The organism is Empedobacter sp. R132-2, from assembly GCF_030324375.1.
GTDB classification, from domain to species: Bacteria; Bacteroidota; Bacteroidia; order Flavobacteriales; family Weeksellaceae; genus Empedobacter; species Empedobacter falsenii_B.
The window spans coordinates 21,713-38,109 of record NZ_JACAGG010000029.1; the positions used below are offsets into that span (position 1 = coordinate 21,713).

Here is a 16,397-nt window from a genome sequence, read left to right on the forward strand (position 1 = left end):
TTGCTTTTTTACTATTATATGAAATTGATTAATTGACTTTACTTAATGTACGAATTCTAATTTCTTGTAAAACATCTTCTACAGACATTCCTACATATGCACCTTCTTCTACAATTGGGTATAATTGATCGTAAGACATAATACGTGTATTGTCGATACGTAAATTTACGTGATAACGATTGAAATCTCTGTGAGATTTAACACCTGTTGCAGAAATTAACTCAGATAAAATATGCATTGTTTTCTTGTGGAAATTATACATACGAGTTGCTTTATCTTCTACGTCTAAACCTTTCATTAATTCACGATCTTGCGTCGCAACACCAACAGGACATGTATTTGTATTACATTGTAATGCTTGGATACATCCTACAGCCATCATCATTGCACGAGCCGAATAAACTAAATCCGCACCAATAGCCATTGCACGAGCAATGTGGAAAGAAGAAATAATTTTTCCAGAAGCTACAACACGAATATCTTTTTTAAGACCATAACCACGTAAAGTATCAACTGCAAAAGCTAAACCATCTAACAAAGGCATACCTAAAGAGTTTGAAAACTCTACAGGAGCAGCTCCAGTTCCTCCTTCACCACCGTCAATTGCAATATAATCTGGTTTGATACCCGTTTTAATCATTGCTTCACAAATCTCGATAAACTCACGTTTAATCCCAATACACAATTTAAATCCAACTGGTTTTCCACCTGATAATTCTCTTAATTGTTTGATGAAATGTAACATTCCTTCTGCATCAGAGAAAGCTGAGTGAGATGGAGGAGAATCAACAGTTGTATATGGTTCTACAGCACGAATCTTAGCGATTTCTGGAGTATTTTTATTTGCTGGTAAAATTCCTCCGTGACCTGGTTTTGCACCTTGAGAAATTTTCAACTCAATCATTTTTACATTTGGTAAAGTAGCGCGTTCTACGTACTTATCTGGATCGAAACCACCATCAGTAGCACGACAACCAAAATATCCTGTACCAATTTGCCAAATCAAATCTCCACCTGGCTGTAAGTGATATGGAGAAATTCCCCCTTCACCTGTATTGTGCGCAAAATTTCCTAATTTAGCACCTTTGTTCATCGCTAATACAGCATTTTCACTTAACGAACCGAAAGACATTGCAGAAATGTTTAATAAACTTGCTAAATAAGGTTGTTTACATTCACTTCCACCAACTTTTACACGTGGATCATCAGCATGTTTGATTTTTCCTGCATACATCGAGTGATTTAACCACTCATATCCTGGTTCATAAACATCTAATTGCGTCCCAAAAGGAACTGTGTCAATTACATTTTTTGCACGACGATACACCATACTACGCATCAAACGGTCAATAGGTTTCCCTTCAGTATCCGTTTCAACAAAGTATTGCATAATTTCTGGACGAATACTTTCTAACAAATAACGTCCATGTCCAATAATTGGAAAGTTTCTTCTGATAGCGTGTTTTGTTTGCGAGATATCTGCAAATCCTAAAGCAATCAAAGGAAGAATAATTATTAAAGACCATAAGATACCTGGCCAAAAATAAGAGATTACTCCAATTGCAACAAGAGTAACGATAGATCCTACTACGAAAAGTTGTCTTACTTTCATAAGTAAAAATTTAAATGATTTTGATTAAAAATTTGGTGTCAAATATATCTAAAAAAACTCGGTTTAACGCCTATATTTCTGAAATAATTTCTTTTAAATTGTTGATTTCAAACGTTAGAGAAAACCCATTATTTCAAATAAGTTAACAATTATCTAATGTCGTGAAATAAAATGAAATATTATTTAGATTTTTTTAAAAGATGTTCAAACTTTTTGAGAAATGTCAAAAGAATTATTCTTTGTAAACTCTCGTTAAATCCAATAATTTGATTGGTCCCATCGAAAAATTCTTAACTTTTTTATTCAAAAATAACGTTGTTTGATCATAAAATAATGGCAAAATTGGAGCGTTTTGCATCATCAATGCATCCATTTTTTGATAAATTTTGGCACGTTCGTCTAGATTATTGGTCAAAAATGCTTGTTCGTACATTTTATCAAATTCACCATTTTTGTAATGTGAATAATTTGGACCTTCTGGCGCAAAGTTTTTCGAATAATATAAAGACAAAAAGTTTTCGGCATCTGGATAATCTGCTCCCCAATTTGCGCGGAACAACGTAAATTTTCCCGTTGCTTTTCCATCGCGCATCGTTGGTCCAGGTACAACATTCACTTTTATTGGTAAGCCTAATTTTGCCATTTCTGCCGCAATATATTCACAAACATCTACATATTCTTGCACAGTTGTCAGCTCGATTGGTACAATTTTTTCGTTCGTTTTTTTATAGCTATTGATTAGTTCACGTGCTTTTTCGGGAGAATATTTGTAACCACTTTCTGGCGAATAACCTGGTAAACCTTTCGGAATGAAACCTCCATCTGCTTCAAAAGCTTGACCTTTCATCATATATTTGATGATTTTGTTTTTATCAACTCCATAATTTAATGCTTGACGCAATTTCAAATCAACTGCATTGGGCGCATCAAGATAAAAACATAAATAAACGGTACTTAAATAAGGAACTTTTTGAATCGTTAAAATATTTGAATATTTTGGATTCAAATCTCCGATTGGATTTAAAATTTCATCTTTATAAGAAGGATCCAAATCTGCCATCATATCCAAATTACCTTTGATTAATTCTAAAAATTCTGAATTTTTCTCTGGTAAAAATGATAAATTAACCGCTTCTAAATATGGTAAACGTTGTCCTTTTTCATCAAACTCGAAATACTTTGGATTTTTTCTAAAAACCATTTTCACATTATCTTCCCAAATCTTAAATTGAAAAGGGCCTGTACCAATTGGATGTTTCAAGAATTCATCGTTTCCATTTTTGAATAATTCTTTCGGAACAACCGAAGCATATTTCATCGAAATTAATCCTAAAAATGCAGGATAAGCCTCTTTTAATTTAATTTCAAAAAGTGTATCATTTATCGCTTTATATGAATCAATATTATTCATAATCCAACCTCCAGAACCTCCAGCTTTCGGATCTTTTAAACGATTAAAACTATACTCGAAATCTGAAGCCGTTACAATTCGAGTCGAATCTTTTCCGAAAGCTTCATGTTTATGAAAAAAAACATCATTTCTCAAAGTAAAAGAATACGTTTTTCCATCTTCAGAAATTGTCCAAGATTTTGCAATATCTGGCTGAATTTCTAGTTCGTTATCAATCTTCACTAAACTATTGTACATTAAATTGCATGCCCAATTATTGGCTTGTGTACGTGCATTGATAGGATCTAAAGAAGAAATATTATCGTAACGATTTAATTTAAATACTTTGTTTTCATCGATTTCAATTTTCTTAGAACACGAAAATATTGAAACGAATAACATAATGTAGATAAAGTATTTAGTCATTTTGAATAGCTGATTTATTTATGTTTCAAAACTATGGATAATTTCTTAAATTTGCAGCTATGAATAATCAAACTAAAACAGTTGCATTTCATACATTGGGATGTAAACTTAATTTTTCTGAAACTTCGACGATCGCAAGAAACTTGAAAGATAATGGATATCAGAAGGTTGAGTTTACAGATTCTGCGAATGTGTACGTGATAAATACATGTTCGGTAACCGCAAATGCAGACAAAGAGTGCAGAACGATTGTGAAAAATGCAATGAAAGCAAATCCAGAAGGTTTTGTTGTCGTTGTAGGTTGTTATGCGCAGTTGAAACCGCAAGAAATAGCGGAAATGGAAGGTGTTGATTTGGTTTTAGGAGCTGCAGAAAAATTTAATATTGCTGAATATTTAGACGATATCAATAAAAAAGAAGAAACAATTGTACATTCTTGTGAGATTGAAGAAGCCGATTTTTACGTTGGTTCATACTCAATCGGTGATCGTACGCGTGCTTTTTTGAAAGTGCAAGATGGTTGCGACTACAAATGTACGTATTGTACAATTCCTTTGGCTCGTGGAATTTCGCGTTCAGATACAGTAGAAAATGTTATCAAAAATGCGAATGAAATTGCACAAAAAGGAATCAAAGAAATTGTATTAACGGGTGTAAATATTGGTGATTACGGTAAAGGTGAATTCGGGAATAAAAAACACGAACATACTTTCTTGGAATTGGTACAAGAATTAGATCAAGTTGATGCGATAGAACGAATCAGAATTTCTTCGATTGAACCAAATTTATTAAAAAATGAAACAATTGATTTTGTTTCAAAAAGTAATCGATTTGTTCCGCATTTCCATATTCCATTACAATCTGGTAGCGATGAGATTTTGAAGAAAATGAAACGTCGTTATTTATCTAATCTTTATTTAGATCGTGTAACAATAATTCGCGAAGTGATGCCAAATGCGTGTATTGGTGTAGATGTAATTGTTGGTTTTCCAGGAGAAACAGAAGAATTGTTTATGGAAACATATAATTTCTTAAACGAATTACCAATTAGCTATTTACATGTATTTACTTATTCGGAGCGTGATAATACAGAAGCGATCGAATTTGAAGGAGTTGTAGATCAAGGAGAACGTAAACGTCGTAATAAAATGTTACGAATTTTATCAGAGAAAAAACGTCAAGCTTTTTATCAGTCTCAATTAAATTCTACTCAAAAAGTGCTTTGGGAACATGATAATAAAGACGGGAAAATGTTTGGTTTTACAGAAAATTATGTAAAAGTTCAGACAGATTTTAATCCTGAATTAGTCAACGAAACGCAAATTGTAGATTTGGTTAGAATCAATCACAATGGAATTGTTGAAGTGAAAATTCAAGAGTTAGAATTAGCAAAATAAAATTGTAAATATTAGTTAAAAAGAAGTTCATGTATTTTGAGCTTCTTTTTTTTTTGATTTACCTTTACATTTAGGAATAATAATTGTAGTTTTAAATAAAAAATCAAGGTCATGAAAATTATACACTTTACTTTTATAATTTTGTTGTCATTATTTGTAACAAGCTGTGGAACAGTTCAAGTAAGTACAGATTACGACAGATCAACAAATTTTGCTTCATATAAAACTTATACTTTTCACCAAAAAGGATTAGATAAGTTAAAGGTTAACGATTTGGATAAGAATCGACTAATTAAAGCAATTGATGCACAAATGGCTACAAAAGGATTTACAAAAGTAAGTTCTGATGCAGACTTAGTTATTAATTTATTGACAAGTTCTAAAGAACAAGTTTCTGTAAATAATAACAATTGGGGCTACGGTCCTTATGGTTACTATGGCGGATATTACGGCGGAAATAGCGTTTCTTCTTATCAAGCAGGAACAATTGTAATAGACATTATTGATGATAAACGTAATATATTGGTTTGGCAAGGTGTTGGTTCTGATCTTAATTTGAGTAATATCAGTGCTAAAGCGGAAAGAATCCCGAAAGCAATTGAAGAAATTCTTGCTAAATTTCCTCCTCAACCAAAAAAATAAATTTTCGAAAATAATATAGAAAGTTCTTCATTTGGAGAGCTTTTTTTATGAAATGAAGTTTGTATTAAAAAAAGCTTTAATTTTGTTAAAATTATACAATAACTTATGAAAAATTTAAAAACCAATCTATTAAGTTTATTTCTTTTAAGTTTATCTACTTTTTCTTTTGCTCAAATCGAATTTGGAGTTAAAGGAGGTGTTGGACTTAGTAACACAACTATTGTTCATGGAGTTTCTAAAGAGAGAGTTGGATTTTTAGTTGGAGGAGTTGCAAAATATCAATTAACTACTCGAAACGAAAATCATTATTTACAAGCTGAAGTTTTATATACTACTCAAGGTGAATATTCGTTATATAAAGAAGGTGGAGAGAAATACAAAGCTTTCTTAAATTATATCAATATTCCAATTATGTATAAATACTATTTTGATGATCAAGGAAAAGATTTCTTCGTTGAAGGTGGTCCTCAATTAGGTTTCAAAGTATCAGAAAAATTTGATGAAAATGAACCTGAAAGAGAAAATAATGTTCCAAAATCGTTTGATTTAGCTTTTAATATCGGTGGAGGTTATTCTATTGATAGAAAATACGAAATTAATTTACGCTATCAATATGGTTTAATAGATACTTACGACTATAAACGTTGGGATAATGGAACAAATCGTTCATCATTTTTAACTTTAGGAATTACATATTTCTTCAAATAAATTCAAAACCGCTTTATAGCGGTTTTTTTATTATCTTGTTTTAAAATTTAGTCAATGAATTTTAAACAAATTATTATTTTAGGTTTTTTCTTAATTAGTAGTAATCTATTTGCACAAAATACAATTAAAGGAAAAGTGATTGATGAAAAATCGCTTCCAATTATTAATGCTGAAATCTATGTCGATAATTCTACGATTAAATCAAAAACGAACGAAAAAGGTGAATTTGAACTAAGTCTTCCTAATGGACAATATAACTTAATTGTTCGTGCAAGTTTGTTTGAAAATTATATTTTGAATGTTAATACAAATCAAATTACATTTTATAAAGTAGTTTTAGAACCTGAAGTGGTAGCGTTGCAAGAAACAGTTGTTCAAGCAATATCTAAAGAAGATTGGTTGTATTATTATCAGACTTTTTTGAAATTGTTTTTGGGAAGTAATGAAGCTGCAAAAAAATGCAAAATAGAAAATTCGAAAGACTTAAGGTTTAAATATGATAAAAATACACGACAATTATCTGCTACTTCTAGAAATCCTTTAATCATTACAAACAATTACTTAGGTTATAAAATCGAGTATGACTTGGTTGATTTTAATGTTGATTTTAAGTCAAATTATGTCTTAACTCTTGGAACAGCACTTTTTACTGAGTTAAAATCATCAGCTTCTAAAGAAAAAAAATGGCAAGAAAATCGTCGTAAATCTTATTTAGGAAGTATTACTCATTTTATGAAAGCAGTTTATGAGAATAAAATTGAGGAAGAAGGATATGATATAAAACGATTGATTCGCAAGGATAATCCTGAATACATAAAATTTAAAGAAGAAACTTTGTTAGGAGGTAGAATTGAAGGTAAAGTTCCTCCAAAAATAATTACTTACTTAGTTAATCAAAAAGTTCCATCTGATAGTTTGAAAATCGTTGATAATAATAATCAGTATCTTAATTTTAAAGGATTATATTCAGTTGAATACAAAAATGAAAAAGAGGATTTGGACTATGCAAAACAGAATGGTGCAAAATATATTTCGAACCAACTTTCTATTTTCGCTATAAAAAGCGATTTATTAAAAATTGAAGAAAATGGTACATATTACCATCCTGCTAATTTGGTTGTTGAAGGATATTGGAGCTGGGAAAAAATAGCAAACATGGTTCCTATGGATTATAAAATTGAGTAATATTTAAAACCTATTTCTTAATTCCATAATAACGATGGCTTTTCTTTATAGCCCATTTTTCTTTAAAATGAATCCATTTTAGTTGAAAAATCTTGCGCATTAACTTATCTGTATAGCGCATAATAAATACATGATAAATGGTATTCATCACTTGAAAAAACTCATTAGGAAAGGCGCGTAAAGACATTGAAAATCCTGCTTCTAAATAACGATTATAATGCCAATAACCACGTGGGATAAATAAAGCATCGCCATGATTCATGACAAAATCAAAACCTTTTGCGTGTTTCAAAGCTGGGAATTTTTCGTAATCGGGATGATCATAATCAATTTCGTAAATTGTATGTACCGAAAGTGGAACTTTATATAAAGCTTTGGATTGTTTTGAATCAAACAACAAAATTCGTTTATCACCTTGGAACTGAAAATGAATGAAATCCGTCATATCGACATCATAATGCATCAAAACTTTAGCTTCACTTCCTCCAAAAAATAGTGTAGGCAAACGTTCAAAATATTTTAAACCTAGATCAGGATAAGTGAAATTTTTGAGTAATTCGGGAATTTTATCTTTGATGATAAAAAAGAAAATTCTCAAATCAGAGGGTTCTTTTTTGATTAAATCCACATATTCATTAAACTTCATATGTGTAGCAGGAGTGTCCGAACTTTTGTTAGCGTCAGCAGGTTTGCTATCGTATAAAGGTACAATTTGTTCTCCAGCTTTTTCTTTGATATAATCGAGATTCCATTTGTCAAAATCTTTCCAATTCTTTGCATAACCTTTCAATAACAAAGGTTTCCTTTTTTTGAGATAATTTTTGATGAAATCTTCTTTCGAAATTGATTCAACTGTATCAATAGTCTGAAATTGCATGCGTTTTAAAGTATTGGATTACTCAAAAATAGAGAATCTATCTGAATTAAAAACAAAAAAGCCAACATATTGTTGACTTTTCATTTATTCTGTTTCTTTAACCATTCGAATCAGATACGCCATATTCCGAATTACACTATTGTGTTTTTTTACAAATGGATTTTCTTTGTTCCAAACGTATCCTGCTAAAACAGCACAAATTTTTTCTTTGACATCAGGATTTTCAGGTTGATGGAAAAATAATTCTTGCAAATTTCCTGTGTACCATTCTTGCACATAAGTGGTGAAAACATCGATACCTTCTTTCATATAATCTTCGTAATCTGTCTGCCAGTCTACTTTTTCGCCATTTATTTCTTTAATAGCAAGTTTAGCAGCTTTCAAACCACTTTCTGTTGCGAAACAAACACCAGAAGAGAAAACAGGGTCTAAAAACTCGGTACTATTTCCTGTCAAAACATAACCATCTCCATACATTTTAGTCACCGCAGCGGAATAATTTTTTAACCAAATTGGGTTAAATTCAAATGGTAAATCACCAAAACGATTGACGTAAAAATCGGATTTTTGAATTGCATTTTGCAAAGCTTCTATTGTATCTTGATTGGTTGATAATTGATTGATATAATCTGTTGGGCCAACGATCCCTACACTTGTTTTTCCATTCGAAAAAGGAATTACCCACAACCAAACTTTCGTTTCAATAATATCAAAAGAAATCTGCGTTCTTTCTTGACCTTCAGAGCGACGAACATCATTAATATGTGTGAAAATTGCTGAATGTGGATTTAGTTTTGATGGACTATCAATATTTAATAATCGTGGTAAAACGCGTCCATATCCACTCGCATCAATCAAAAATTTTGCATTGATTTGATACGTTTCTCCATTTTGTTTTTTTACAGTTGTAATCGATTTTTTTCCTTCAAATTGAACATCAATTACTTCTTCATTAAAACGCAAATCTGCACCTTTGTCTATAATTGCATCAGCTAAAGTCATGTCGAAATCAGCACGCGGAACTTGCCAAGTCCAATCTTGTCCTTTCCCAAACTTTTTACTGAAATCGAAAATACAAATTTGTTCGCCTCGAATAAATCTCGCACCAGGTTTTACTTCGAAATTTTGTTTCTCTAAATAAGGTAACAATCCAGCTTCTTCAAAATGATCCATAGAGCGAGGTATCAAACTTTCACCAACAACAATTCTCGGAAATTGAGTTTTTTCTAAAACAATAACTTTAATGTTTTTTTCTCTTAAATAGGCTGCTGCAACCGATCCCGAAGGTCCTGCACCAATGATTAAAACATCTGTATTTTCAATCATGACTTTTTGTATAGTTTTTTAATTATTTTTGCAACTGATTGAGGGAGTAAATAACCAAAATCGATAAATCTTTTACCTAATCAATAACATGACAAAATTAACAATTGACACTATAGAAAACATACTTTTTAAGAATAAAAAATTATTGCTTGATAAATCAACATTTGATCGTGTAGAGAATAGTTTTAAATTTTTAAAAGAATTTTCAAAAAATAAAATAATTTACGGCGTAAATACAGGTTTTGGACCAATGGCACAATATCGTATTGAGGATGAAAATACAATTCAGCTTCAATATAATCTAATCAGAAGTCATTGTACAGGAATTGGAGAACCGTTGACGTTAAACCAAACAAAAGCTGCGGTTATTGCACGTTTTAATACGCTTTCGTTGGGATATTCTGGGATTCATCCTTCAGTTTTAGTATTGATGCAAGAATTAGTAAACCGTGATATTTTACCTGTCATTTATCAACATGGAAGCGTTGGTGCTAGTGGAGATCTGGTTCAATTGGCGCATTTGGCTTTGACATTAATTGGAGAAGGAGAAGTTTTTTATAAAGGAGAAATCAAATCGACGAAAGAAGTGTTTAAACTTGAAAATCTTCAACCAATAGAAGTTCATATTCGCGAAGGTTTATCAATTATGAACGGAACTTCGGTAATGACGGGAATTGGAATGGTAAATTTGATTAAAGTTAATCAATTAATTAATCTTTCGATTACGTTAAGCTCGATGATGAATGAAATTGTACAATCTTTTGATGATCACTATTCAAAACCGTTGAACGAGGCTAAACAACATGTTGGTCAACGTTATGTGGCGAATAAAATGACCGATTTTTTGAATGATAGCAAATTAGTCAAAAAACGTGCAGACGAATTATATCAAGAACGTACTGAGAAAATTTTTGAAGAAAAAGTACAAGAATATTATTCGTTGCGTTGTGTTCCTCAGATTTTAGGACCAATTTATGATACTTGGAATGCCGCGAAAGAAGTATTAGAAAATGAAATAAATTCGGCGAGTGATAATCCAATTATTGATGTTGAAAATCAAACTGTTCATCATGGAGGAAATTTTCATGGCGATTATGTTTCATTAGAATTGGATAAATTAAAATTGGCTGTTACGCGTCTATCAATGCTTAGTGAACGTCAATTAAACTATTTAGTCAATCCAAAAATCAATAATATTTTACCACCTTTTGTTAATTTAGGAACGCTTGGTTTTAATTTCGGTTTGCAAGCTGCTCAATTTACGGCGACTTCTACAACAGCTGAAAATCAAACACTTTCTACGTCAATGTATGTGCATAGTATTCCAAACAATAATGATAATCAAGATATTGTGAGTATGGGGACAAATGCGGCTACGATTTGTGCAAAAGTGATTGATAATACGTTCGAAGTGTTGACGGTTCAGAGTATGGCTGTAACGCAAGCGATAGAATTTTTACAAATACAAGATAAATTATCTTCAAAAGGAAAAGCATTTTATGATTCGATTCGTAAAATTGTTCCTGTATTTAAAGAAGATGAGGTGATTTATCCTTATCTTAAGGAAGTTAAAAAATATTTACTAAAATTTTAAAAATATATTGATGAAAAAATACCTTTTATTATCATTTTTAACTGTCTCTTTTGGAATATTATCTGCACAGAAATTAGCATTAGTAAAAACAAAAAATAAAATTGGATTTATTGGTGAAAATGGACAATATTTAATAGAACCTCAATATTCTGACGCAAAGGAATTTTCAGAAGGACTTGCTGCAATTAAAAAAGGAAATCTTTGGGGATTTATTAATAAAGAAAATCAGTGGGTAATAGAACCTATTTATTCCAATGCAAAGAAGTTTAATTCAGGAATAGCAATGGTTGAGATTGATAAAAAATGGACATACGTTAATACAAAAGGTGAACAACAAAATTATCCTTTAACCGATAAAATATATGACTTTAATGAAGGAGTTGCATTTATCCGAAAAGGAGATTTGGTCGGTTTAATTGACTATAATGGAAATGTACTTGTTGAGCCAGCATATCATGTTATTAGGACTTTTATAAATGGATATACGAAAGTAGCTTTGAACAAAAAGTGGGGTGTAATTGATACAAAAGGAAATTTGGTTGTCAACTTAGAATATGATGATGTTGGAGAATTTAATCAAGATGTTGTTTGGGCAAAAAAGGGAACTGATTTTGGAATTGTTTCTAATAATCAATTTATAGCTATAGAAGGAGTAGATTTTATAGGGAATTTTAACTCTGCTTCATACACTTTTGCTCGAAAAAATCATAAGTTTGGTTTTATAAATAAAAAAGGAGAGTGGATAATAACACCTATTTTTTCTAATGCAAAATCATTTTCTAATGGGTTAGCTCCTATTGAAGATAAAGGCAAATGGGGATTTATTAATGAACAAGGAGAAGTCGTTATTCAACCAAAATATAATAATGCAGAAGTTTTTAGTGAAATAGGATTAGCTCCTGTAAAAGAAGGTAGTAAATGGGGATTTGTCAATAAAGAAGGTAAATTAGTCATTCCTGCTTTGTATGACATCTCTGTAAGTTTCGGATTTTCACAAAGAGATAAAGGGTTCAATGGTAAATTAGCTCGAGTAAAGAAGCAAGGAAAGTGGGCTTTTCTTGATGAGAATGGAAATGTATTAGCAGATCAATGGTTTGATAATGCTGAACTTTTTAATGATTAAAAAAATAGATTTTATAAAGCATGAAATGTGCAATTGTAACTGGTGGTTCGCGTGGAATTGGAAAAGCAATTTGTTTGAAAATTGCAGAAGAACATGATTATCATCTTTTGATAAATTATAATTCGAATGAAGCTGCTGCGTTAGAAACTTTGAAAGATGTTGAAGCATTAGGAGGAACAGGAGAAATTTTAAAATTTGATGTGGCTGATGCAAATCAAACACAACAAGTTTTAACCGAATGGACAGAGAAAAATACAAATGCAATTGTAGAAGTAATTGTAAACAATGCAGGGATTACGAAAGATAATTTGTTTATGTGGATTTCACAAGATGATTGGTCAAATGTGATTAATACGAGCTTGAATGGTTTTTACAACGTAACTCACTTTTTTATTAATCCTTTATTGAGAAATAGATTCGGAAGAATTGTCAATATAGTTTCTGTTTCCGGTTTGAAAGGAACGCCAGGACAAACCAATTATTCTGCTGCAAAAGCTGCTGTGATAGGAGCGACGAAAGCATTGGCACAAGAAATAGCAAAACGTAATGTAACTGTGAATGCTGTTGCGCCAGGTTTTATCGAAACGGATATGACAGATGAATTGGATCAACAAGAATTAAAGAAGCTGATTCCAGCCAATCGTTTTGGAAAAGCCGAAGAAGTTGCCGATTTGGTAAGCTTTTTGGTTTCTAAAAAATCGAGTTATATCACGGGAGAAGTTATTAATATAAATGGAGGAATTTATTCTTAGATAAAATGAGCCATAGAGTCGTAATAACAGGAATGGGCATCTATTCTTGCTTAGGAACATCATTAGAAGAAGTAACAGAATCTTTGCGTCAAGGAAAATCAGGGATTATTTTTGATGAAGAACGCAAAGAATTTGGCTTTAAATCTGCTTTGACAGGAACTGTTCCAGCACCAGATTTGAAACCTTTTTTGAATCGTAGACAACGAATTACAATTGGTCAAGAAACAGAGTTTGCATATATGGCAACTTTAGAAGCGTTGAAAAATGCTAGTTTGACGGAAGAATATATCAAGACAAACGAGGTCGGAATTATATATGGAAACGATAGTGTTTCGAAAGCAATTATTGATGCAATAGATATTGTTCGCGAGAAAAAAGATACAGAATTAATTGGTTCTGGAGCTATTTTCAAATCAATGAATTCTACTGTAACGATGAATCTTGCAACGATTTTTGAGTTGACTGGAATCAATTTTACAATTAGTGCAGCTTGTGCGAGTGGTTCGCATTCGATTGGTTTAGGTTATATGATGATCAAAGATGGTCTGCAAAATATGATTATTTGTGGAGGAGCACAGGAGATTAATAAGTATGCAATGGCAAGTTTTGATGGTTTAGGTGTTTTTTCCGAAAATGAAGCAAATCCTGCACAAGCTTGTCGTCCTTTCGACAAAAACCGTGATGGTTTGGTGCCGAGTGGAGGTGGAGCAACATTGATTTTAGAAAGTTATGAATCTGCTGTAAAACGTGGTGCGCCAATTATTGCTGAGGTTTTGGGTTATGGTTTTTCGTCGAATGGTGGACACATTTCTACGCCAAATGTAGATGGACCAGCAATTGCGATGAATAGAGCGCTGAAACAAGCAAAAATTTCGGCAGATGAAATTCAATATATTAATGCACATGCGACTTCTACGCCGGTTGGTGATGCAAACGAAGCAAAAGCGATTGACCAAGTTTTTGGAAAAACGAAACCTTTTGTAAGTTCTACAAAATCTATGACGGGACACGAATGTTGGATGGCAGGAGCAAGTGAGATTATTTATTCTAACTTAATGATGATGAATAACTTTATTGCACCAAATATTAATTTCGAAGAAGCAGACGAAGATTCAGCTAAATTAAACATTGTTAAAGAAACCTTAAATAAAGAATTTGATGTATATTTGTCGAATTCTTTTGGATTTGGTGGAACGAATTCTGCCTTAGTAATTAAAAAAATTAACTCCTAATATGGTGAAAAGTCAAATCGCTGAAAAATTAAACGCTATCTTAATTGATGAATTTGAGGTTGATCCTTCTGTGATTTCAGAGGAAAAAAATATTAAAGAATCTTTAGATTTAGATAGTTTGGACTATGTTGATTTAGTGGTAATCATTGAATCTAATTTCGGTGTGAAATTAATTAAAGAAGATTTTCAAAATATGATAACTTTTGAAGATTTCTATGCAATTGTAGAACAAAAGTTAGAGAATAAATAACAGATATGAAACAATGGGATGGTCGTTCTAAAGGAACGGTCCTGGGATACAAAATATTTGTCAACGTTATGAAAAAGCTCGGAATTAAGGCTGCTTACTCAGTCTTAATTTTTGTAGCTTTTTATTATTTTTTAATGGCTTTTAGTAGCAACAAATCTATTTATGAATACTTCCGTTATCGATTAAATTTTTCGGTTTTCAAATCAATTTTAAGTGTTTACAAAAGTTACTATACTTTTGGGCAAACCTTGATTGATAAAACAGCGATTAATGCAGGTTTACGTAATAAATATACTTACGAATTTGATGGAATAGAATTATTAAGAAATCTATTGAATCAAAAACAAGGCGGAATTTTAATCAGCGCACATGTTGGTAATTTCGAAGTGGCCGAACATTTTTTTGCAGATATTGACTTTGATTGTCAAATTAATTTGGTTACAACAGATTTAGAACGAAATGTTATCAAAGAATATTTAGAAAGTATTTCGAAGAAACCTTCGGTAAAGTTTATCTTGATTCAAGAAGATTTATCTCATATTTTCGAAATAAATAATGCGCTTAGTCGAAACGAATTAATTTGTTTTACAGGAGATCGTTATTTCGAGGGAAATAAAACGATGTCAGAAGTGCTTCTTGGAAAGCAAGCTAATTTTCCTGCAGGACCATTTTCTATTGCTTCTCGCTTGAAAGTGCCCGTTGCTTTTGTGTATGTAATGAAGGAAAAAAATCTACACTATCACTTATATGCGCGTCAAGCAAATTTCAAACATCGTGATGCAAATGCACTTTTGAAAGAGTTTTGCGTCAATCTAGAAACCATTGTAAAAAAATATCCTTATCAATGGTTTAATTATTTCGATTTTTGGATGTAAATTAGACCATAATATGAATTTTCAAACCACTAAAAAACCTAAACTTTTACATGAAATGCAACGTATTAGTTGTTTATTACTCTCAGTCAGGACAGTTAAGTGAGATTGTCGATCAAACAACATATGATTTAGTTCAAAATCAAGATATTAATTTAACGAAATACAAGATAGAAATGGAAGAGGAATTTCCTTTTCCGTGGGATTTTTATTCTTTTTTCAATGCTTTTCCAGATAGTTTTCTTCAAAAAGAAAAGAAGATTAAACCAATTCCGACTGAAATCTTGAATCAGAAATATGATTTAATTTTACTGTATTATCAAGTTTGGTTTTTATCACCTTCTATTCCAATAAATTCTTTTTTAAAGGATAAACAAGCACAGCAAATTTTAGAAAATTCTAAAATAATTACAATTAGTGGTTCGCGAAATATGTGGTTCTTGGCACAAGAAAAAATCAAAAAAATATTGAAAGAACGACAGTCTAAATTAGTCGGAAACATCGCATTAGTCGATCATGCGCCAAATTTAGTAAGTGCAATGACAATTGTAAATTGGATGTTTTCGGGCGTTAAAAAACGAATGTTCAATTTATTGCCTTTGCCAGGAATTAGTGAAAAAACTATTCAAGAAAGTAGAAGATTTGGTAAAATTATTCTAAATTCAATCCAAAATAATAATTACTCTAATCTACAAGAAAACTTAATTGAATCTGGAGCAGTTGAGGTAAAACCTTTTTTAGTTTCTGTTGATACAAAAGGGAATCGTATGTTTAAAGTTTGGTCTAAAATTATTGATTCTAAACAAGGTAAACAGCGAGAAAAGTATTTGAAATTCTTTTATTATTATTTAATTTTAGCTATTTGGATAATATCTCCACTAGTAAATTTGTTATATATTATATTTTATCTGTTCAACTATTTTAAATATAAAAAACCATTAGCGTCCTAAACGTTAAAAGAAAGCGTAAAAAAAGCGCGTAAATTTCGGATCTCAAATTATCTTTGAGTTG

General features: G+C 31.3%; 15 protein-coding genes. 11 read left to right on the forward strand and 4 right to left on the reverse strand.

Going from position 1 to position 16,397, the window contains the following annotated elements:
* Window positions 1-28 precede the first annotated feature (28 nt).
* Together HXZ69_RS11985 and HXZ69_RS11990 are read right to left on the reverse strand one after the other, a co-directional pair.
* Entirely contained in the window at window positions 29-1,612 is a 1,584-nt protein-coding gene (locus HXZ69_RS11985) for an FMN-binding glutamate synthase family protein (protein WP_286496116.1), read from the reverse strand.
* A 232-nt stretch (window positions 1,613-1,844) separates the two neighbouring features.
* On the reverse strand, window positions 1,845-3,428 hold the full coding sequence (locus tag HXZ69_RS11990; RefSeq protein WP_286496118.1) for an ABC transporter substrate-binding protein: 1,584 nt from the start codon (window positions 3,426-3,428) through the stop codon (window positions 1,845-1,847).
* 59 nt (window positions 3,429-3,487) lie between these two features.
* Here HXZ69_RS11990 and mtaB point away from each other — a divergent pair, with 59 nt between their 5' ends.
* The 4 genes from mtaB (at window position 3,488) to HXZ69_RS12010 (ending at window position 7,360) form a co-directional block, all read left to right on the forward strand.
* On the forward strand, window positions 3,488-4,825 hold the full coding sequence (gene mtaB, locus HXZ69_RS11995) for a tRNA (N(6)-L-threonylcarbamoyladenosine(37)-C(2))-methylthiotransferase MtaB (RefSeq protein WP_286496119.1): 1,338 nt from the start codon (window positions 3,488-3,490) through the stop codon (window positions 4,823-4,825).
* 111 nt (window positions 4,826-4,936) lie between these two features.
* Window positions 4,937-5,467 (forward strand): DUF4136 domain-containing protein, encoded by a 531-nt coding sequence (locus HXZ69_RS12000; RefSeq protein ID WP_114999525.1) that lies wholly within the window; start codon window positions 4,937-4,939, stop codon window positions 5,465-5,467.
* A gap of 105 nt (window positions 5,468-5,572) precedes the next feature.
* Window positions 5,573-6,175, forward strand: coding sequence for a porin family protein (locus tag HXZ69_RS12005; RefSeq protein ID WP_114999523.1), 603 nt, complete (start codon window positions 5,573-5,575; stop codon window positions 6,173-6,175).
* A gap of 54 nt (window positions 6,176-6,229) precedes the next feature.
* Complete coding sequence (locus HXZ69_RS12010; RefSeq protein WP_280049813.1) at window positions 6,230-7,360, forward strand: carboxypeptidase-like regulatory domain-containing protein; 1,131 nt, start codon at window positions 6,230-6,232, stop codon at window positions 7,358-7,360.
* Window positions 7,361-7,370: 10 nt separating this feature from the next.
* Here HXZ69_RS12010 and HXZ69_RS12015 read toward each other — a convergent pair whose 3' ends face one another.
* Complete coding sequence (locus tag HXZ69_RS12015) at window positions 7,371-8,237, reverse strand: cupin-like domain-containing protein (protein ID WP_286496120.1); 867 nt, start codon at window positions 8,235-8,237, stop codon at window positions 7,371-7,373.
* An 84-nt stretch (window positions 8,238-8,321) separates the two neighbouring features.
* Window positions 8,322-9,563, reverse strand: coding sequence for an NAD(P)/FAD-dependent oxidoreductase (locus tag HXZ69_RS12020; RefSeq protein WP_286496121.1), 1,242 nt, complete (start codon window positions 9,561-9,563; stop codon window positions 8,322-8,324).
* 88 nt (window positions 9,564-9,651) lie between these two features.
* On the opposite strand from HXZ69_RS12020, the gene flxA reads away from it, so the two are divergent.
* The 7 genes from flxA to HXZ69_RS12055 are packed head-to-tail and all read left to right on the forward strand — an operon-like array spanning window position 9,652 to window position 16,336.
* Window positions 9,652-11,157, forward strand: a complete 1,506-nt coding sequence (gene flxA / locus HXZ69_RS12025; RefSeq protein WP_286496122.1) for a flexirubin biosynthesis tyrosine ammonia-lyase FlxA — start codon at window positions 9,652-9,654, stop codon at window positions 11,155-11,157.
* A gap of 10 nt (window positions 11,158-11,167) precedes the next feature.
* Window positions 11,168-12,280: a WG repeat-containing protein gene (locus HXZ69_RS12030; protein WP_286496123.1), complete on the forward strand. Its 1,113-nt coding sequence runs from the start codon at window positions 11,168-11,170 to the stop codon at window positions 12,278-12,280.
* A 20-nt stretch (window positions 12,281-12,300) separates the two neighbouring features.
* Window positions 12,301-13,032, forward strand: coding sequence for a flexirubin biosynthesis SDR family reductase FlxB (flxB, locus tag HXZ69_RS12035; protein WP_038332295.1), 732 nt, complete (start codon window positions 12,301-12,303; stop codon window positions 13,030-13,032).
* A 5-nt stretch (window positions 13,033-13,037) separates the two neighbouring features.
* The gene (locus HXZ69_RS12040) at window positions 13,038-14,264 is read left to right on the forward strand and encodes a beta-ketoacyl-[acyl-carrier-protein] synthase family protein (protein ID WP_286496124.1); all 1,227 of its coding nucleotides are present in this window, start codon (window positions 13,038-13,040) and stop codon (window positions 14,262-14,264) included.
* Between the two features lies 1 nt (window position 14,265).
* Window positions 14,266-14,514, forward strand: a complete 249-nt coding sequence (locus HXZ69_RS12045) for a phosphopantetheine-binding protein (RefSeq protein ID WP_114999643.1) — start codon at window positions 14,266-14,268, stop codon at window positions 14,512-14,514.
* Between the two features lie 5 nt (window positions 14,515-14,519).
* Window positions 14,520-15,389: a lysophospholipid acyltransferase family protein gene (locus HXZ69_RS12050; protein ID WP_286496125.1), complete on the forward strand. Its 870-nt coding sequence runs from the start codon at window positions 14,520-14,522 to the stop codon at window positions 15,387-15,389.
* A gap of 50 nt (window positions 15,390-15,439) precedes the next feature.
* Window positions 15,440-16,336 carry a dialkylrecorsinol condensing enzyme DarA gene (locus tag HXZ69_RS12055; RefSeq protein WP_286496126.1) on the forward strand — a complete coding sequence of 299 codons (897 nt, stop codon included), beginning with the start codon at window positions 15,440-15,442 and terminating at the stop codon, window positions 16,334-16,336.
* The last annotated feature ends 61 nt before the right edge of the window (window positions 16,337-16,397 follow it).